Origin of the sequence: Streptomyces sp. NPDC006261 (assembly GCF_040613515.1) — a bacterium.
Classification (GTDB): domain Bacteria; phylum Actinomycetota; class Actinomycetes; order Streptomycetales; family Streptomycetaceae; genus Streptomyces.
Genome location: NZ_JBEXSI010000072.1, coordinates 1 through 17,880, shown reverse-complemented (window position 1 = coordinate 17,880; position 17,880 = coordinate 1). Strand labels below are relative to the sequence as shown.

Here is a 17,880-nt window from a genome sequence, read left to right as displayed (position 1 = left end):
TCAGACCGCGACCGGCTCGGGGGCCGGCGCGTTCTCGGTCTCGGCGACGACGCCCGCGACCCGGCGGAGCTTCTTCATCGGGCCGAGCTCGGACTCGTACACCTTCTTGACACCGTCGCCGAGGGAGGCCTCGATGGTGCGGATGTCGCGGACCAGGCGGGTCAGACCCTGCGGCTCGACGGAGGCGGCCTGGTCGGAGCCCCACATGGCGCGGTCCAGGGTGATGTGGCGCTCGACGAACGCGGCGCCCAGCGCGACCGCGGCCAGCGTGGTCTGGAGGCCCGTCTCGTGGCCGCTGTAGCCGATCGGGACGTTGGGGTACTCCTGCTGGAGCGTGTTGATGACCCGCAGGTTGAGCTCCTCGGCCTTCGCCGGGTACGTGGAGGTGGCGTGGCAGAGCAGGATGTTGTCGCTGCCGAGCACCTCGACCGCGTGGCGGATCTGCTTCGGGGTGGACATGCCGGTGGAGAGGATCACCGTGCGGCCGGTGGCGCGCAGGGCGCGGAGCAGCTCGTCGTCGGTGAGCGACGCGGAGGCCACCTTGTGGGCGGGGACGTCGAACTTCTCCAGGAAGGCGACGGCCTCGGTGTCCCACGGGGAGGCGAACCAGTCGATGCCGCGCTCGGCGCAGTGCTCGGAGATGGCGCGGTACTCCTCCTCGCCGAACTCGACGCGGTGGCGGTAGTCGATGTACGTCATCCGGCCCCAGGGGGTGTCGCGCTCGATGTCCCACTGGTCGCGCGGAGTGCAGATCTCCGGGGTGCGCTTCTGGAACTTGACCGCGTCGCAGCCGGCTTCGGCGGCCGCGTCGATCAGGGCGAGGGCGTTGCCGAGGTCGCCGTTGTGGTTGATGCCGATCTCGCCGGTGATGTAGACGGGGTTGCCGGGTCCGGCGGTACGGGTGCCGAACGTGCGCAGGCGGGAGGTGCTCATGGTGGTGCTTCCTTACTTGGTGGGGACAGCAGGGGTGGGAGTGGTCGTGAGGGTGGGGCCCAGCAGCCAGGCCGCGATCTCGCGGATGGCGCCGTAACCGCCGGGGGTGGTCGTGACGGCGCGCGCCGCGGCGCGTACCGAGTCGTGGGCGCTGCCGACCGCCACGGGCCAGCCCGCGAGGGAGAAGCAGGGCAGGTCGTTGACGTCGTTGCCGACGTAGAGGACCCGGTCGGGCGCGATGTTCTGCTCGTCGCACCACTGCTTGAGCGCCTCGTCCTTGCGGTCGATGCCGTGCAGGACGGGCACCTGGAGCTTGCGGGCGCGGGCGGCGACGACCGGGTTCTGTTCGGTGGAGAGGATCAGGAGGGGCACGCCGGCCTTGCGCAGGGCGGCGATGCCGAGTCCGTCGCCCCGGTGCACGGCGACGGTCTCGCGGCCGTCGGAGTCGACCATGACCCGGTCGTCGGTCTGGGTGCCGTCGAAGTCCAGGACGACCGCGTCCACGTCCGCGAGGGAGGGCAGCGGCGAGGGGTCGAGGAGCGGGGCGAGGGCGCGGGCGCGGGCCAGGTCGTGCGGGTCGTCGATCTCCAGCACCCGGGCCGGGTCGGTGGGCACGAGGGCGGTGTGGCCGAAGAAGCGGTGCCGGTGGGTACGGAAGCCCGCCGCGTCCATCGCGTACGCGGCGCCGGTCTCCAGGTGGTCCTGGGGGCGGTCCTGGCGGCGGGGGCGTACGGACTTGTCGTGGTTGACGCCGTACGTGCCCTCCTCGACCGCGGCCCCGTCGCGCCAGAGGAATCCGTGGAACGGGGCGACGGTGACGGCCGTGTCGGCGCCCTGGTGGGCCACCGCCCTGGCCACCCCGTCGATGTCCTCCCGGGAGACGAACGGGCTGGTGCACTGGACGAGGAGGACCACGTCGACGGTGCGGGCGCGCTCGGCCTCGTAGACGTCCAGGGCGTGCAGGACGGCCGCCTCGCTGGTGGCGGTGTCGCCCGCGATGGCGGCGGGGCGCTCCACGCAGTGCAGCCGGCCGGCGGCGCCGAGGCCGGCCGCCGCGGTGCGGGCGGCCTGGGCGATGGCCGCGTCGTCGGTGGTGACGACGACGTCGGTGACCTCGGGGGCGCCGAGCGCGGCGCGGACCGCGCGGGCCACCAGCGGGATGCCGCCGACCTCGGCGAGGTTCTTGGCGGGGACGCCCTTGGATCCGCCGCGGGCGGGGATCACGGCGAGCACGGTCGGTGTCATCGAGGCTCCTGAGGTGGTGGTCACAGCTCCCCCATCCGGCGGATCACCGGGGCGACGCGCTGGACGCCGTGCCGGTAGGCACCGCGCGCCGCGTTGCGGACGGTCTCCCGCACCGCGCCCCGGACCCGGCCGGTCTCCTGCGGCGCGGCGGCGCCGGGCAGGGGTGTGCCGTCGGGGGCCAGGTGGTGGCGGGCGAGGATGGAAGGGAGGTAGCCGGGTGCGGTGGCGGGCGTGTAGTAGGGGGCGGGCGGCGGGAGTCGCTCCTCGCCGAGCAGGGAGGTGACCTTGGCGCGGGCGGTGTCGTAGGCGGTGCCGTACGAGCCGTCGGCGGCGACGCCCTGGCCGGGCAGCCACTCTCCGTCGGGGCGCGGCCGGTACCCGCCGTCGAGCCGGTCCCAGGAGGTGAGGAGCCCGGAGCCGACGAAGTGGTGGTTGCCGAGCGGCTCCCGTACGCCGAGGTCGGTGAGGATCGCGGTCGGGATGCGGCGGTGCAGGGACTCCAGCGCGGCGGTCGAGGAGACGGTGACCAGGAGGTCGGTACGGTCCAGGATCTCGCCCATGTGCCCGTACACCAGGTGGAAGTTGGGCGGCAGGCCGCCGGGCACCTTCTGCGCGAGCTTCTGGTAGGGCAGCTCCTCGATGTGCGTGGTGTGCTCGCCGGGCCTGGAGCGCAGCTTGAGCAGCACCTCGCGGCGGGGGTGCAGCCGGGCGTGCTCGACGAGCCGGCGGAGCAGGTACGCACGGTCGGCGCGGGAGGCCGGTACGGAGGGCTGGGCGGCGAACACCACGGTGTCGCGGCCCTCTTCGGGGCGGTAGGGGGCTCCGCCGAGGAAGGGGAGCGCGGCCTCCGTGACGGCGGAGGCGTCGGCGCCCACTCCCTCGTACACCGCGCGGAAACGCTCCGCGTCGTGGGCCGAGTTGGCGAGGACGACGTCCGCGCCGTGGCGGAGCAGGAGGCCGTCGGCGAGCTTCTCGTAGACGACGCCGACGTATCCGGTGACGATGACGGGCCGGCGCGTGAGATGCAGTGCGGCCAGCCCGTGCAGCATGGCCTGGACGCCGCCGCCGACGAGGGCGAGGACGACGACGTCGTAACCCTCGTCGCGCACGGCGTGCAGGAACTCGATCGCGGTGACCTCGCGGACCCGCCCGGCGTCGATCCCGACCTCGCCGACCTCCGCGAGCTGGCGGGGTGTCGGGGTGGCCCGGCCGCGCAGCAGCAGCCCGCTCACCTCGACGGGGCGCGCGCCCCGCTCGTCCCCGTCGGCCGCGGCGGTCAGGCGGCGCGCGGTGAGCGCGCCCCATTTCCACCGGGTGTCGGAGTCGGCGAGGACGGCGACCCGCAGCTCCGGGCGGGGCTCGGCGGGGGTTCGGGCCGGATCGGCCGTGTTGCTGGTACGTGGGGGCACGTCCTAGAAGTTAGGAAGGCATTTCGATGCGCGGCCCAACGTGACGGCAACAAATGGTTAACAACGTGCCGCCTCTTGGGGATTCGGCCTCCGGCGGCATCAAATGGCGTCGCGCGGCGGGTAATTCACCTCTGCGCCATTCTTGATTCACCATAAGGGCGTCCATCCGCTCCGCACGAAAGGTCCGGGCTCCGACCCTGCCCGTGGGATACGCAGGGGATACGCAGGGGATACACACCGATTCGCCTGATCGGCCACGCGCCGGACAACGGACCAAGGCGGGGCGGCCGTCACATCGGTTCACCATCTCGGCGGTCACCGTTCACCCGGCGTTCTTTCCGGGGACAAGGCCCGTGTCGCGGCCCGCCCTAACGTCATGCACGTGGTTGAACTCTCCGCCGCCGTGCCGTTCTGCACCGTGCAGGCATATGCGCCAGAAACCCTCAGGAATCTTCGGGCCGATATCCGCGAGGACTTCGATGTCCGGCCGCTCCGAGGGTCCGCCGCCGCGAAGGAGGCGACGACGGCATGAGCACCGCCCGCCGCACCACGCAGCTCTTCACCGCCTCCACCCTCCACGGCGCGGCCACGCTCGCCGCCGCCCTGGACACCGGCTGTTTCGGCCCGGCCGACCGCCGGGTGCTGGTGATCTGCAACAACGCGGCCGTCCCGGAGACCGCCCCGGCCCTCGACGTGATGCCGGGCTTCGAGCGGTTGCGCGGCCGGTTCGATGACGTCATCTCCTGGAACGAGACCATCGCCCCCTTCCACCCGAGCGGCTGGTCCCCGCGCCCGGACGACGTACCCCTGTGGGAGCGGCACCTGCGGCTGGCCTGGGAGCTGGGCGACGACGAGGTCGAGCTCGCGGTCGAGTCGGTCCAGGCCGGCCCGGCGATGGCCATCACGGGCATTTTCACCGGCGCCCCGATCGATGTGTACGCCGACGGGCTGATGAGCTACGGACCCACCCGCGGCAAGCTCGATCCGCTGACCGGCACGCGGATCCGGCGGCTGCTGCACCTGGATCTGGTGCCCGGGCTCAAGCCGCTGCTGCTGACCGAGTTCGGGGTGGAGCCGCTGATCGTGGAGACCGAGGGCTTCCTGGAAGTGCTCGGCGAACTGGCCGCGGTCCCAGCCGCGTTGCCGTCCGTCGAGGCCCCGGCCCTGCTGCTCGGCCAGCACCTCTCCACGCCGGGGCTGATCACCGCGGCTCAGGAGGAGGAGCTGCACCTGCGGATGATGCGGGGTGCGGTCGCCCTCGGCCACACCCGGCTGGTGTTCGCGCCGCACCCGACGGCTCCGGCGCAGTGGTCGCGGTCGATGGAGGCGGAGGCGGAGCGGCTCGGCGCGGAGCTGACCGTGCTGGACACCGGGACGCTGCGGGCTCCGGTGCTGACCGAGGTCGTCTACGAGCGGATGCGGCCGGCCCTGGTGGTGGGCTGCTTTGCGACGGCGCTGCTCACCGCGTCGGTGTTCTACGAGCTGCCGGTCGCCCGGGTCGGCACCGAGCTGCTGCTGGACCGGCTCACCCCGTACGAGAACAGCAACCGGATACCGGTCACCCTGGCCGACGCGCTGCTGCCGGAGCTGGGCGACCGGGCCGCGGTGGAGGAGCGGCGGCCCTCGGACGGCGCCGAGCGGGAGGTCGGCGCGCTGGTGGAGGCGGTCGGGTTCGCGATGCAGCCGAGGCTCCACCCGGGGCTGCGGCCGGCGGCGGAACAGTATCTGTCCACCCGCCTCACGCCGGTGACCTGGCGGTACTTCAAGCGGCGCCGGCTGACCTCGCTGGGGCTGCCGGGCGGGGTGCCGGCACGGCTCTCGTTCCTGCCGCGCAGTGCGGCGGTGCGCAGGGCGGTGCGGCGGGCGCGCTCGCTGCGGCGGGCGGCCGGGCGGTAGCCGAGGCCTGGACAGAAGCTGGAACGGTGGTGGGGCGAATGCCGCCCCACCACCGTTCTGCCGTACGTACTACCGCCCCAGGATCACCCGGAGGTCGGCCGCGTTGGCCTCGGTGACCTTCCACAGCTCCTGCTGACGGCCGTGCACATCGGCGACGGACGCCGCGTGGTCGGCCAGCAGCGCGGTCGCCCGTTCCGTGAGGCGGGCGCCGAGGTGGCGGTCGTGGACGGAGATGCCCCACTCGGGCCGGTCGATGTCGGCCAGGAAGTAAGCCATCTTGGGGTGCGAGATCAGGCTGATGATCGGCGTACCGCAGCCGAACGGGATCATGCCCGCGTGCCCCCGCATGCCGATGACCAGCTTCGTCCGGGCGTAGACGTCACGTATCGCGTCGTTGTCGAAGTCGTACATCGAGATGACCGGCAGCGAGATGCCGTGCTCGCGCCGCAGGTCGAACGCGATCCGCTCGTCCTCCAGCGAGTGCGCCACACACTTCACCTCGGCCTGCTCGCCGAGCGCGGTGACCGCGGTGGCCATCTCGCCGAGGAAGTGCCCGTAGTCGTGGCCGAAGCGCAGGCCCGCACGGTCGTAGGCGGCGTTGACCAGGATGGTGTTCTCGCGCTCGGCCGGGTCGCGCCAGCCGTCGACCAGCTGCCGGGTGACCGTGGTCGGGCAGGGCTGGTAGCGGACCTTGCCGTGGAGCTCGGGCGGCAGCAGCTCCCGGACCTTCTCGATCGAGCCGTGGTTGCGCAGCCCGAAGAAGGCGGAGGTCTCCACCAGCGTGCGCAGGCTGGACAGGAACCGCTTGCGGCCGTGTCCGTACGCCTGGCCGTCGAAGGCGTTGAAGCCGACCGCGTACACCAGGACGGGCACGTCGATCCGCCCCAGCAGCTCGTCGGAGACGTTCCACTGCCAGCCGCTGTTGCCGTTCGGCGCGGTGTCGGGGATGAAGAGCCCGCCGCCGCCGATGACCAGACCCCGCCGGGCGTTGACCCGCTCCAGGGCCGCCTCGTCGAAGAGCCGGTGGGCGTGGACCGAGTGCCAGCGGTCGGGTCCGGTGTCCTGGCCGAAGGCCAGTCGTACGCTTTCGGGCAGCAGCTTGTCGCCCGCGTTGCCCTGGTGCTCCATGTAGAAGGCGACATGGGCGAGCTGCCCGGAGGCGGGGCCCTCGGCGGGCGGGGTGGGGCCGGTGGTGCGCTGGTGCATCAGCCGGTTCGTCCGGTGCGTGGGGTCGACGCCGAGCCCCTGGAGCGCGAGGCCGCCTGCGCCCTCGTCGTCGCCGTGGATCCAGGCGATCTGGGCGAGCCGCCCGTAGGCGGTCGCGGCCCGGTTGGGGAGGGAGGCGGCCAGTCGCAGCTCGGTGCGGGCCTCCTCGTACCGGGACACGCTCATCAGGGCGTGCCCGAGCACCTCGTGGGGCCAGGACTCGTCGACCGGGATGCGCAGCGGGGCGAGCAGGTCGACGGCTTCCTGGTACTCGCCGGCCTGGATGTGGGCGGCGGCCACCTTGCGGGCGCTCTCCACGTCGGCGGTGCGCCGGACGTGCGGGGTGCCGTAGTGGACCAGCAGGTCGTGGTGTTTGGCGCCGCCCGCCGCGAGGTAGGCGGCGTGGAACTGGGTGTCGGACAGGTTGCAGGCGTGCCAGCGGGCCTCGGCCTCGCCGTACCCCGCCTCGCCGCCCTGCCAGGGCTTGTGCCGCCCGGTGAAGTGCAGGATCGCCGTGCCCTCGGGGACCGGGAGATCGCCGGAGAGGCGCCGCTTGACGAAGTTGAAGCGGGCGTCCAGCTGGACGAAGTCACCGTCCAGCACGGCGTTCAGGATGCCCTGGTCGTGCTTGTCCAGCTCGTACGAGCCGGCCCGGCCGACCCGGTCCAGCTCGGCGCAGAAGGTATCGGTCAGGTACTCGCGCTGGATGACCAGCAGCCCGCTGTTCAGCTTGTGCTGACCGTAGAAGAACTGCGGGACGGCGGCCAGGCCCTCGCGCAGCCGCAGCAGCTCACCCAGGTCGTCCAGGACGACCATGTCGGTGTCCAGGGTGATCACGGTGTCGTAGTCGCGGACCCGGAACACGTCGAGGATGAAGTAGGCCTTGCGCACCAGGTAGTTGTCCTGGTCGCCCTTGGCGTAGGAGTCGTAGTGGCCGGCGTCCACCCGGCGGAAGTCGGTGCGCGGGTGCAGGGCGCGGATCCTGGCGACGGAGTCGGGGCGCAGACCGTCGTGCAGGACGAGGAAGTCCTCGCAGACGTTCGGGTTGGACAGGGCGAGGCTGCGCAGCAGGGTGAGGAAGCCGGGCAGGTAGTTCTCGTCCACGAAACTGGCGAAGGCGATGCGGCGCTTCCCGGTCAGCGCGTTCGCGGGAGCCGCGGTGGAGGTGGTGGGCATCGTCATCGCAGTCGGATCCTCGTGTCGGTGACGCTCCGGGCCCGTTCCATGACCCACGCCTTCTCGCTGGTGTACTCGTGCACGGACGTGATGGGCAGCCGCATCGCCGCGGGGAGCCGGTAGGCGCCGCTCTCGTAGAAGTCGAAGCCGATCAGGTCGAGGCGCGGGCTCACGTCCAGGAAGTCCAGCAGCCAGAGCATGTTGAAACCGCTGGTGGGGATCGAGGGCCACACGTCCCGGCTCAGGCGCCCTATGTCGCGCACCGGCCAGCGAAGGGATTCGTCCCCCAGGCAGGTCTGCGCGCCCGGGACCAGCCGGTTGCGCAGCGAGTGCTTCCAGTCGCCGGAGATGCCGCCGAAGATCAGCCGGGTGTCCACGTGCTGGTCCCAGTTGAACCCGTGCTTGTGGATGCTGACGTGGATGTCGGTGCGCCGGCCGGTGGCCGCCGGGTCGATCCGGTACGAGTTGAAGCGGACGACCAGGTCGTAGTCGTCGATCTCCTCGCCCAGCGAACTGTTGCCCACCCGCTGGGAGTTGGCTATCAGGCAGACGGACTTCCCGGCGATCCGGTTGCGGAACTCGCCCAGGGTGAGCCACTGCACGCCGCCGAAGGTGGGGTCGCCGACCGGTCCGCGCATCCGGGCCCTGCGCTGTTCCGCGTAGAGCGTGGTGAGGGCGGTGAGCTCGGCGAGCACGGCCGGGTCGCCGGGTCCTGCCATCGCCCGGCCGGCTGTGGGCGCGCTCCCGCCGCCCGCGACACCGGCCTCCTCGCGGAGGAGGCCGAGATAGTGCGTGATCGTCTGCTGGATCTCGCGCACCGGGGCGTCGGCCGCGATCTGGCCGAGCAGCGTGCCGATCAGCAGCGGCCGGGCCTCGTCCCAAGCGCCCCGGGCGTGCAGCTCCAGGCCCTGCACCCAGGAGTCGGTGACGGACCGGTCGGCGAACTCCCGGGCCTCGGGACAGCCGGTGGCCAGCCGCCGCACGAGCTCCGCCTGGAGCCGGGCACCCTCGCGGAGGCCGGCCACCTTGGAGGCCACGCCGAAACCGTCCTCCTCGGTGAGTTCGAGGTGACGCTCGAACGCGGCGACCGCCGCGCTCTCGGCGCCCATGGCCTCCAGCACGCGGGCGCGCAGCCGCCAGCCGGCCCGGGAGCGCTTGCGCTGGGTGAGCACGGTGTCGGCGACCATCAGGGCGAGCTTCATCTCGTCCTCGTAACCGCAGTCCAGGGCCTGGTTGCCGACGGCGAGCAGCGGGTCCATGAGCGCGTCGCCGAGCAGCAGCGCGGAGCCGGACGACGTCTTGGCCGGGCGTCGCAGCAGCGGCAGGGGGCTGGTGCCGGAGGTCGCCGGGACGGTCGCGGCATGGGTGGCGAGGAGGGTGCGGAGCGCCTCGGCCAGGGCGATGCGCCGCCGGTCCAGGCTCGCGACGAGCTTGGTGCTGTGCGCGGCACAGGCACTCAGGCAGGTCTCCAGGTCCATGGCGTTCACCCGGTCGGCGGCCACCGTCTCTCCGGAGGTTGTCGGGGCCTCCGCATCACGTTGCCGTGGCCAGCGGGTGCGGGCTTTCGTCATGGCGCTCCAAGCGTCTGATGCCCGTGGGGGGAGGGGGCTTCGGTCTCGCGCGGGGTACGGGAGTCACCCCCGGGTGACCAGGGATGAAAGGTTCCGCGCATGTCTGTCGGTTCCGCGTCACCGTAGGAAACCTGGACGACCGAAGGATGAACTCCCCCTGTCGGAGCGGAAAACGAAGCACTGCCCCGGCGTTTCGCGCCCCTCGGCGGCTCACCCGGTTCGCCGGAAGCGCTTCTTCGGGACAGCCGTGACCGGCACCCTTCCGGGGCGTCGACGTCCCCGCCGGACCCTGGGCGCTTCACCGCCTGGACGGCCGCCGTTCACCCGCATTCCGCACCGAGGACAAGCTCCGTGCCGGGCCCCGCCCTAGCGTCGGGCGGGTGGTCAAGCTCTCCGTCATCGTGCCCTTCTTCAATGTGCGGGCCTATGCGCCGGACACCCTCAAGAGCCTGCGGACCAATCTCCGCGAGGACTTCGAGTTCATCCTCGTCGACGACCGCTCGACCGACGGGACCGGCGAACTGCTCCTGCGCGCCCAGGACGAGATCCCCGGCGCCACCGTGCACCGGCACGAGGTCAACGGCGGCATCGCGGCCGCGCGCAACACCGGCCTGAACGCCGCGCGCGGCGAGTACATCGCCTTCCTGGACGGTGACGACTGGCTCGCCCCGGGCCACTTCGCCGAGCTGCTCGCCCGTACCGAGGCGCTGGGCTGCGACTTCGTGCGCACGGCCCACGTCCGGGTGGACGGCAGGTCCCGTACGGTGCGGAGGGTGCCGCACGGCCCCTGCGGAGCGGTCGGCGATCCACGGGCCGCGATCCTGCCCGCCAACCGCACCACCTCGGTGGACTACGCCTACGCCTGGGCCGGGCTCTACCACCGCCGCCTCCTGGACCGGGGCGTCCTGCACTTCACCGCGGGGCTGCACACCGCGGAGGACCGGCCGTGGATCTGGCGGCTGCACCGCGAGGCCGAGTCCTTCGCCGTACTGGACACCCTGAGCTACTTCTACCGGCGCGGCGTCCCCACCTCTCTCACCCGGATCGGCGACCGCCGCCGGCTCGACTTCCTCCGCGCCTACGACCAGGTCGTGGGGGAAACAGCGGCGGACCGGGACGCGGAGGCCCTGCTGCCCAAGGCCGTACGCACCTACTGCGCGGTCATCGCCCACCACCTGGGCGCCCTGGACACGCTGGAGCCCTCCCTGGCCCGCGAGCTGAAGGCGTCCAGCGCGGCGGCCATGGCCCGGCTGCCGCAGCCCGTCCTGGACGAGGCCCTCGACGCCATGGACGTCCAGCGGGCGGCCCGGCTGCGCCGGGTGGCGCGGTGGGCGCGGGTGCCGAAGGTGCTCGGCGCACCCCTCACCTGACCTCAGCCGAGCAGGCGCGCCAGCCCCATCCGCCGCCACAACAGGGTGGCGGCGAACGACAGCGCGGTGATCCCGCCCGACACCGCCACGAAGAGCGCGACGGCGGCCGGCCAGCCGACGTCGGCCCGGACGAACGCGTCGACCAGCACGTCCTGGAAGACTATGTGGACCATGTAGACACCGAACGTCGCGTTGACCAGCCGGGTCACGGTGAGCCGGAACCGTTCGGGGACGCGCACCCGGTGCAGCGCGATCACGAAGGCGCCGGTGAACACCGCGATCACCACGCTCGCGTTCGGTATGACGTAGTGGACCCTGTGCTGGTAGACGGCAACCGCGACCAGGCTCGCCCCGGCGAGCAGCAGCCAGGGCAGCCTGCGCCGGCCGAACGCGGCGGCGGGCGCCGCCAGCAGCATGGCGCCGAGCACCGCGTATATCACCTGGTAGGCGCCGAAGCTCCAGCCGAAGCGCGGGATGTCCCAGTCGGTGAGCCGGGCGAGATCGCCGGCCAGCGTGGGGGCGGAGGCGATCACCACGAGCGCCGCCGCGAGCCCCCAGGGACGCTTGCCGGCCTTCACCATGGGGACCAGGGCGAGCAGCATGATCACAGGAACGTAGGCGTACAGGTACCAGAGGTGGTAGGCGGGCCGGACGGAACCGAACAGGGAGTCCAGGGCCAGGTCCCCGATCGGCCCGTCGTTTGTGCCCCGCCACCGGCCCCACACCAGGTAGAGGGCCGTCCACACGGCGAGGGGCACCAGGATCCGGACCATCCGCTGCCGCAGCCGGGCGGCGTCCTTGGGCGGAGCGCCGACCAGGACGGCCCAGCCCGCTATGGCGAAGAACGTCGGTACGGCGAACCGCCCGAGGCAGTCCGCGATCAGACCGGTCCAGTAGACGCTCGCCCCGCCGGAGGCCTTGCGTCCGGCGGCGTCCATGAACGCGGCTCCCGAGTGGGAGACGATCACGCCGACCGAGCAGACCAGCCGGATGAGATCGATGTCGTAGCGGTGTTCGCGCGGCGCGCCGCCCCGAGCGGCCGGGAACGGCGGCCCCGGAGCGGCGGGCACGGGGTGCGGGGTGGCTGTGGTCGGCATGATCCTCGAAGTCTCGGTACGGACCGGGTCCCGGCGAACTCGGTCGGCCGGCCACTGGGGGAGTCGGCCGGTGGGGCGGTCGGTCGGCAGACAGGGGCACTCAGCCGTCGGACCAGCGGACTGATCCACGTCGCCGACCGCGTGGAGGTGCTCGCGGAGTCGACCGCTTGGAGGTGCTCGCGGACCGGCTCAGAAACCCAGGCTGCTGCGGGTGCGGCGGACGGCCCGACGCAGCCGGACCGCGGAACCCCGGGGGCCGCCGCCGGGGAGGGTGAGCGTCTGGAGGCGGCGGCGCCTGAAGTAGTGCTGGGTGGTGGCGTCGAGCCGTTCCCGCAGCCACGCCTCGGCCTCGGACCGCAGGGCGGGATGGAGGCGGGACTGCATGCAGTATCCGACCGTGCGGATCAGCGGACCCAGCGTGGCGGGCGCGACCCGGTCCCATGCGGCGGCAGTGCTGTCGCCCTGCCGGACGGGGCTGTTCCCGCCGTTCCGCTCCGGGCGGTTCGCGTCGAGCGGGCCCGGTCCGTTCCCGTCGTACGGCTCCAGGCTGGGCACGAGGTGGTCGACGATCGTCAGCGGGATGCGGTTGCTGTTCTCGTACGGGGTGACGCGGTCCAGGACGAGCCGGGTGCCGACCCGCGCGATGGGGATGCCGTAGTACGCGGCTGCGGTGAACATCGCGGTGGAGAAGCAGCCGACGACCAGGCGGGGTGCGCAACGCTCGTAGAGGGTCTCGGCGAGCAGCGGGGTGTCCAGCACGGTCAGCCGGACCCCCGCTTCCTCGGCCGCCTGCTCCAGCGCCTGTGAGTAGCGGGCCGGTGCGGTCGGGTGCGGCTTGAAGAGCACCGAGGTGTGCCCGGAGCGGACCGCGCCCCGCAGCATCCGGATGTGCAGATCCTCCTCCTCCTCGACCGTGAGGATGTTCAGGGTGGCGAGGTACTGGCCCAGCAGCATCGCCGTCGGGGCTTCGGCCTCCACAGCGGCGAGCCGGGGGTCTCCCCCGGCCGCGTCGGAGATCTCGGTGAGGACTCGGCGGAAGGCGTCGTCCGGGACCAGCTCCGCCTCCACGCCGAACTCCGTGAGCAGCATCGGCTTCAGACCGGTGACCAGGTCGAGATGGAGAACCCGGCGGATACGGCAGCCGACCGAGCCGGGCAGCTTGTTCCGGGTGGGGCCGTAGCTCATGAGCCCGTCCGCGTACACGTGCAGGGCGCTCTCGGAGAAGATCGCCGCGAGGGCCAGGGCCGGGTTGACCTGGATGGACTCCAGGGCCAGCTCGACCCGGTCCTCCGGGCCGATGCCCCAGGCCAGGCGGAAGGCGCGCTGCCACAGCACGGTCTCCTCGGCCCGGGGGCCCCAGCCGCTGGGGTGGTGCGGGCTGATCGCCTCGTTCCATTCGACGACGGAGTCGAAGCGGGCCGCCACCGCGTCGTAGCCCGGCATCTCCTCCAGCCGCAGCGCCGTCTCGGGCACGGCCGAGTTGTTGGAGACCAGCAGGATGCGGCGGCGGCCCCGGGCCGCGCCGAACTGACCCGCGTCGATCGCGGCGGCGAGGGTCGCCGCACCGTACAAGGTGGAGACCTGGAAGATCTGGGTGAGCACGGGCGTGGGCATGGGTCAGGCGGCCTTCTGCTTGTTACGCAGGCGGCTGAGGAGCGCCCCGCGCTTGTCGTCGATCATCGTCAGGGTGCGGTCGAGGACCTCTTGCGGCATCCGGTGCAGCGCCGCCGTGGCCTCGCAGCGCAGCCGCCGGGCGGTGGCGGGTTCGTACTCGTCCGCCTTCTCGTGGTGGAAGGCGATCATCGCGCAGTAGGTGCGGACGGCCTTGGGCAGCAGGCGCTCGGCGTCCCGGTCCTCCCGCAGCAGTTCGAGCAGCGCGTCGTAGGCGGGGAAGAAGTCGAGTTGCCGGCCGTCCTTGATCTGGGTGAGGGAGGTGGCGACCCCCCGCCGGTAGAAGACGCCGTACAGCCCGAGCGCCGCGTAGGTACGGGCGCGCAGATGGAGCTGCCAGATCCACAGCCGGTCCTCGGCGGTGCGCAGTTCGGTGGCGAAGCGCTGAGCGCCGTCTTCGAAGAGCCGCCGGTGGTAGATCCCCGCCCAGACGAAGGGGTAGTCGACCATCGTCTCCCTCTCGGGCGCTCCGATCCCCTCACGGGGGTCGAGGACGGTGTCACGGAGCGGAGCGGGGGCCCGCCGTACGACCCGGCTGGTCCCGGTGGACTGGACGTGGTCCGTGCGCGCGAAGTCGCAGTCGAGCTCCTGGGCGGCCCGCAGCAGCCGGCCGAGATGGCCGGGGGCGTACCAGTCGTCCCCGTCGAGGAAGGTGATGAAGTCGCCCCGGGCGGCGTCGATGCCGCTGTTGCGGGCGGCGGCGATGCCCTCGTTCGTAGGGTGTGTGATCACCCGGGACCCGGGCAGCCGCTCGGCCCAGTGGTCGACCACGGCCGTCGTCCCGTCGGTGGAGGCGTCGTCGACCAGCAGGAACTCCATGTCCTGGTCCGCGTTGCGGGCCAGACTGCTCAACGTGGTCCCGGCATAGGCCCCGACGTTGTGGAACGGAACGACAACGGACAGTTTCGGCACGCGGGCCCTCACCTTCGATCATGGTCCCGGAACAACGTAATGAGGGACCCGGATGGTTGGGTGAAGCCCGGCGCGACGGCAGGTGAACTCTGCGCGTCCGCCACGTGGCTGGACCGGCGACGGCCCCGGACCCCTGACTGTGGCCGTGTCATGCGACCGGGGCCGGTGATCAGAGGAGCCCTCCCGCGACCCGGAGGACTTCCACCGATCAGAAGACTTCCACCCCGTACCAGGCCAGCGCCTCGTTGACCGGCTGGTGGCAGCTGTGACATGGAGGAATGACTTCCGGACAGGATGACGAGCGCAGTGTCGTGGGCTGATCACCCAGGGCGACGGGGGCCGGCTGCGGAAGGCCTACACGCTGCTGAGCGAGAGCTTCGCCGCGAACCCCAGGAAGAGCACGCCCGCCGCCGAGGTCGCCCCCGCCGAGAGCCTCTTGCGGCGGCGGAAGGCGGCGGCCAGGCGGGTGCCGCCGAAGATCAGTGTCGAGAGGTAGAGGAAGCTGGCGAGCTGGAGCAGCGTGCCCAGCACCAGGAACGACAGGGCCGGGTAGGCGTAGCCGGGGTCGACGAACTGCACGAAGAACGAAATCAGGAACAGGATCGCCTTCGGGTTGATCAGACTGACCACCAGCGCCCGCCGGTAGGGGTTCTCCGCCCCCGCCGCGGGCGCATCGGCCGCCTCCGCCAGTTCGGCGGTGCGCCGGTGCCGTTCGCGCCACAGGGACGCCGCAGCCCGCAGCATGCCGACCGCCAGCCAGGTCAGATAGCCGGCGCCCGCGTACTTGACCACGGCGAACAGCAGGGGCGTCGTCTGGAGCAGCGAGGCCGCGCCGAGTGCGGCCAGCGTCATCAGGACGGCGTCCCCGGTCCACACTCCGGCGGCGGCCTTGTAGCCGGTGCGTACACCGCGCCGGGCGGCGACGGAGAGTACCTACAGCGAGTTCGGGCCCGGCAGGAGAACGATCAGCAGCAGGCCCGCGAGGTAGGTCGGAAGGTCGGTGACACCCAGCATGGACGGAGTCTCGCACAGTCGTACGACACGTCGTCCAGCCGTCTCGCCGTGACCTTTCGGCCGTCCTGTCGTGACCTGGGGGCACTAGCGTCGTGCGCAGGATTCGACCACCGGGCAGGACGGGCATCCCGTCAGGGGAAGCACCGGTGGCGCACCGGATCGATCGGACGGTGGGCCGGACACGGCCCGGGGGGACGGCGGGGATGGCGGACGGCGACGTGGGCTCGGCGAGCGGCGCGTACGGGAGCGGAGGGGGCGGCAGACGCTCCGGGCGGGCGGCCACCGTAACCGCCGCCGGGGTGCTCGCGATGGCCGCCCTGGCGGTGGGGTGCGGGCCGCAGGACCCGGAGGCCGACGCGCTGCGGCAGCCACCGGCCCGAGCCGCCACCCCGCCTCCCGCGCCCTCGCCCTCCCGCACCGACGACGGCAAGGGCGCGCCCGAGAGCGAAGGCGCCGAGCCGGGCAGCAGCACCCCGCCCGCAAGCCCGTCGACTCCGCCCCCGCCCACGGAGCCGGTCACCACGCCACCACCCGCCCCCAGGCCGAGCACCGCCTCGCCATCGCCCCGGGTCCTCCTGCGGACCGGCTCCGAGGGCGCCCAGGTGCGGGAGCTGCAGGCCCGGTTGCGGCAGATCGGGCACTTCGGACGCACCCCCACCGGCTACTACGGCACGGTCACCGCCGAGGCCGTCCGGTCCTTCCAGGTCAAGCGGGGCACGGAGGGGACCGGCTCCACCGACGCGGTCACCTGGCAGAAGCTGCTGGCCATGACCCGTACGCCGACGGCCGATGAGCTGGACCCGCCGACCGAGCGGCCGGTGGCGAAGCCGGACGAGCGGTGCCTGACCGGCCGGGTGCTCTGTATCAGCAAGAAGAGCCGGACCCTGGCATGGATGATCGACGGCCGGGTCGTCTCCGCGATGGACGTGCGCTTCGGCTCGGAGTACACGCCCACCCGCGAGGGCGAGTTCCCGGTGTACTGGAAGTCCCGGGACCATGTGTCGACGCTCTACGACACGCCGATGCCGTACGCCCTGTTCTTCAGCGGCGGCCAGGCCGTGCACTACTCCGCCGACTTCGCGGCCAACGGCTACGGCGGCGCGTCGCACGGCTGTGTGAACGTCCGGGACAAGGCGAAGGTCGCGGCCCTCTTCGACCAGGTGAAGAACGGCGACAAGGTCGTCATCTACTGGTGAGGCCTGCTGCGGGACCTTCGGGCGGGAGAGGGCGCGGGCGGGACCGGGGGAACGTGTCCCGCCCGCGCCGATGCGCTGAGCCGAAGGTACGGGGGGAACCCCGGCTCGTCGCGCGGCCGATGACCAGTCGGCTCACTCTGTACTGCGCCCGGCGCCCGAAAAACGTCACACTTGTCGGCAGCACACGTCCACACGGAGGGAAAAGGCCCAGGTCAACGGGTGAGGACGGCGGTCGGGGCGGGAATCGCCGACCGCAGCGGAACCGCGGCTTCCGCCCGTACGCCCACATCGGCCCGGCGCTCACCGTCCGGGGCGGGCGGGGCAGGTTCGAAGGAGACGGGCGGCAGTGAGCCGCCGTCACCGTCACCCGGCCCGTCGGCGTCCCCGCCGCCTCCGGAGGAGCCCCCGGAGCCGGAACCGGGGCCGCCGGAGCCGCCGCCGAGGAGCCGGTCGCAGAAGCGCTCCAGGTTCTCCTCGCCCTTGGCGAGCTGGACCAGGTGACGCCGGCTCCGCTCGTCGAGGGTGCCCTCGCGGAAGGCCTTGCAGGCCTTGGTGGACTTCTCGTACCAGTTGCCGTCCTGGTTCCCCTTGCCGCCGGAGCCGCCGGGACGGTCATCGCGTCCTGCCGGGTCCCGTGAGGCGTTCTCGCGCCCGGATCCGCCGGTCCCATCCGATCCGCCCGGTCGGTTCCGGTCGCCCGTGCGGTCGTCGTCCGCCTCGGGGCCGGTTCCGCCGGGCTTCGGTCCCGTGGGCTCCTCGGACGCGCCGGGCTGCCGGCTCTCGGGCGAGGAGACCGGTGCGGGGGCGCCGGGCGGGGAGGGCGGGGCCGCGGCGGACGGGTCGTCGGCGGGCAGCCCGGACACCAGCGGTTCCGGGGTCGCCGCGGACACGGAGGAGGCGGGCGCGGGCGAGCCCTGGCCACCGAAGGGGCCCGGGATCGCCCCCGTACCGGCGGCGACCGCCACCCCTCCGAGCGCGCAGCCCGCGAGCGAGACGGCCAGCCCGAAGCGGACCGGGCGGCTCCAGCGCGGGCGGCGGGGCCGGGCGGCGGGGGCGGCGCCGATGTGGACCGAGTGCAGCGTTCCGGTCTGCCCGGGGAGGGCGGCGCCCGCGCGTCCCAGAACGCGGGCAGGTCGAAGGTCTCGTCCCGGTCGAAGCGTTCGGCGGCCGGCTCCACCGAGGTG

The 17,880-nt window shown here is 72.6% G+C and carries 12 protein-coding genes and 2 pseudogenes; 4 read left to right on the top strand and 10 right to left on the bottom strand.

Annotation, left to right across the window (positions count from 1 at the left end; all coding sequences use genetic code 11):
- From ABZ154_RS31000 to ABZ154_RS30990, 3 genes are read right to left on the bottom strand one after another with little or no spacing between them, the layout of a single operon-like run.
- Window positions 1-933 (bottom strand): N-acetylneuraminate synthase family protein, encoded by a 933-nt coding sequence (locus ABZ154_RS31000; protein WP_356837692.1) that lies wholly within the window; start codon window positions 931-933, stop codon window positions 1-3.
- A 12-nt stretch (window positions 934-945) separates the two neighbouring features.
- The gene (locus ABZ154_RS30995; protein WP_356837691.1) at window positions 946-2,178 is read right to left on the bottom strand and encodes an acylneuraminate cytidylyltransferase; all 1,233 of its coding nucleotides are present in this window, start codon (window positions 2,176-2,178) and stop codon (window positions 946-948) included.
- Between the two features lie 20 nt (window positions 2,179-2,198).
- Window positions 2,199-3,587, bottom strand: coding sequence for a DUF6716 putative glycosyltransferase (locus ABZ154_RS30990; protein WP_356837690.1), 1,389 nt, complete (start codon window positions 3,585-3,587; stop codon window positions 2,199-2,201).
- 376 nt (window positions 3,588-3,963) lie between these two features.
- Between ABZ154_RS30990 and ABZ154_RS30985 the strand changes: the two are divergent.
- Together ABZ154_RS30985 and ABZ154_RS30980 are read left to right on the top strand one after the other, a co-directional pair.
- Window positions 3,964-4,068: pseudogene (locus tag ABZ154_RS30985) on the top strand (glycosyltransferase family 2 protein); the annotation flags it as partial.
- Window positions 4,069-4,115: 47 nt separating this feature from the next.
- Entirely contained in the window at window positions 4,116-5,483 is a 1,368-nt protein-coding gene (locus ABZ154_RS30980; protein WP_356837689.1) for a polysialyltransferase family glycosyltransferase, read from the top strand.
- Window positions 5,484-5,552: 69 nt separating this feature from the next.
- On the opposite strand, the gene ABZ154_RS30975 is transcribed toward ABZ154_RS30980, so the two are convergent.
- Both ABZ154_RS30975 and ABZ154_RS30970 read right to left on the bottom strand, forming a co-directional pair.
- A complete protein-coding gene (locus tag ABZ154_RS30975) occupies window positions 5,553-7,871 on the bottom strand; it encodes a glycosyltransferase (RefSeq protein ID WP_356837688.1) in 2,319 nt (772 codons plus the stop codon).
- Window positions 7,868-9,436 (bottom strand): hypothetical protein, encoded by a 1,569-nt coding sequence (locus ABZ154_RS30970; protein WP_356837687.1) that lies wholly within the window; start codon window positions 9,434-9,436, stop codon window positions 7,868-7,870. The genes ABZ154_RS30975 and ABZ154_RS30970 overlap by 4 nt, the downstream gene beginning before the upstream one ends.
- Window positions 9,437-9,816: 380 nt before the next feature.
- On the opposite strand from ABZ154_RS30970, the gene ABZ154_RS30965 reads away from it, so the two are divergent.
- Window positions 9,817-10,806, top strand: coding sequence for a glycosyltransferase family 2 protein (locus ABZ154_RS30965; RefSeq protein WP_356837686.1), 990 nt, complete (start codon window positions 9,817-9,819; stop codon window positions 10,804-10,806).
- Between the two features lie 2 nt (window positions 10,807-10,808).
- Here ABZ154_RS30965 and ABZ154_RS30960 read toward each other — a convergent pair whose 3' ends face one another.
- The 4 genes and pseudogenes from ABZ154_RS30960 to leuE form a co-directional block, all read right to left on the bottom strand.
- Window positions 10,809-11,903 carry an acyltransferase gene (locus tag ABZ154_RS30960; protein WP_356837685.1) on the bottom strand — a complete coding sequence of 365 codons (1,095 nt, stop codon included), beginning with the start codon at window positions 11,901-11,903 and terminating at the stop codon, window positions 10,809-10,811.
- A 189-nt stretch (window positions 11,904-12,092) separates the two neighbouring features.
- On the bottom strand, window positions 12,093-13,517 hold the full coding sequence (locus tag ABZ154_RS30955) for a polysialyltransferase family glycosyltransferase (RefSeq protein ID WP_356837684.1): 1,425 nt from the start codon (window positions 13,515-13,517) through the stop codon (window positions 12,093-12,095).
- 3 nt (window positions 13,518-13,520) lie between these two features.
- On the bottom strand, window positions 13,521-14,486 hold the full coding sequence (locus tag ABZ154_RS30950; protein ID WP_356837683.1) for a glycosyltransferase family 2 protein: 966 nt from the start codon (window positions 14,484-14,486) through the stop codon (window positions 13,521-13,523).
- Between the two features lie 354 nt (window positions 14,487-14,840).
- Window positions 14,841-15,500, bottom strand: a pseudogene (gene leuE, locus ABZ154_RS30945) (leucine efflux protein LeuE).
- 203 nt (window positions 15,501-15,703) lie between these two features.
- Between leuE and ABZ154_RS30940 the strand changes: the two are divergent.
- Entirely contained in the window at window positions 15,704-16,696 is a 993-nt protein-coding gene (locus ABZ154_RS30940; RefSeq protein WP_356837682.1) for a L,D-transpeptidase family protein, read from the top strand.
- Between the two features lie 212 nt (window positions 16,697-16,908).
- Here the strand turns inward: ABZ154_RS30940 and ABZ154_RS30935 are convergent.
- The coding region (locus ABZ154_RS30935; RefSeq protein WP_356837681.1) for a hypothetical protein at window positions 16,909-17,880 on the bottom strand (972 nt) is incomplete at its 5' end.

Bases quoted from the DNA above. Each gene is read 5' to 3' on its own strand.
- ABZ154_RS30980 (WP_356837689.1), top strand. From the start codon at position 4,116: ATGAGCACCGCCCGCCGCACCACGCAGCTCTTCACCGCCTCCACCCTC.
- ABZ154_RS30970 (WP_356837687.1), bottom strand. From the start codon at position 9,436: ATGACGAAAGCCCGCACCCGCTGGCCACGGCAACGTGATGCGGAGGCC.
- ABZ154_RS31000 (WP_356837692.1), bottom strand. From the start codon at position 933: ATGAGCACCTCCCGCCTGCGCACGTTCGGCACCCGTACCGCCGGACCC.
- ABZ154_RS30940 (WP_356837682.1), top strand. From the start codon at position 15,704: ATGGCGGACGGCGACGTGGGCTCGGCGAGCGGCGCGTACGGGAGCGGA.
- ABZ154_RS30955 (WP_356837684.1), bottom strand. From the start codon at position 13,517: ATGCCCACGCCCGTGCTCACCCAGATCTTCCAGGTCTCCACCTTGTAC.
- ABZ154_RS30995 (WP_356837691.1), bottom strand. From the start codon at position 2,178: ATGACACCGACCGTGCTCGCCGTGATCCCCGCCCGCGGCGGATCCAAG.
- ABZ154_RS30960 (WP_356837685.1), bottom strand. From the start codon at position 11,903: ATGCCGACCACAGCCACCCCGCACCCCGTGCCCGCCGCTCCGGGGCCG.
- ABZ154_RS30975 (WP_356837688.1), bottom strand. From the start codon at position 7,871: ATGACGATGCCCACCACCTCCACCGCGGCTCCCGCGAACGCGCTGACC.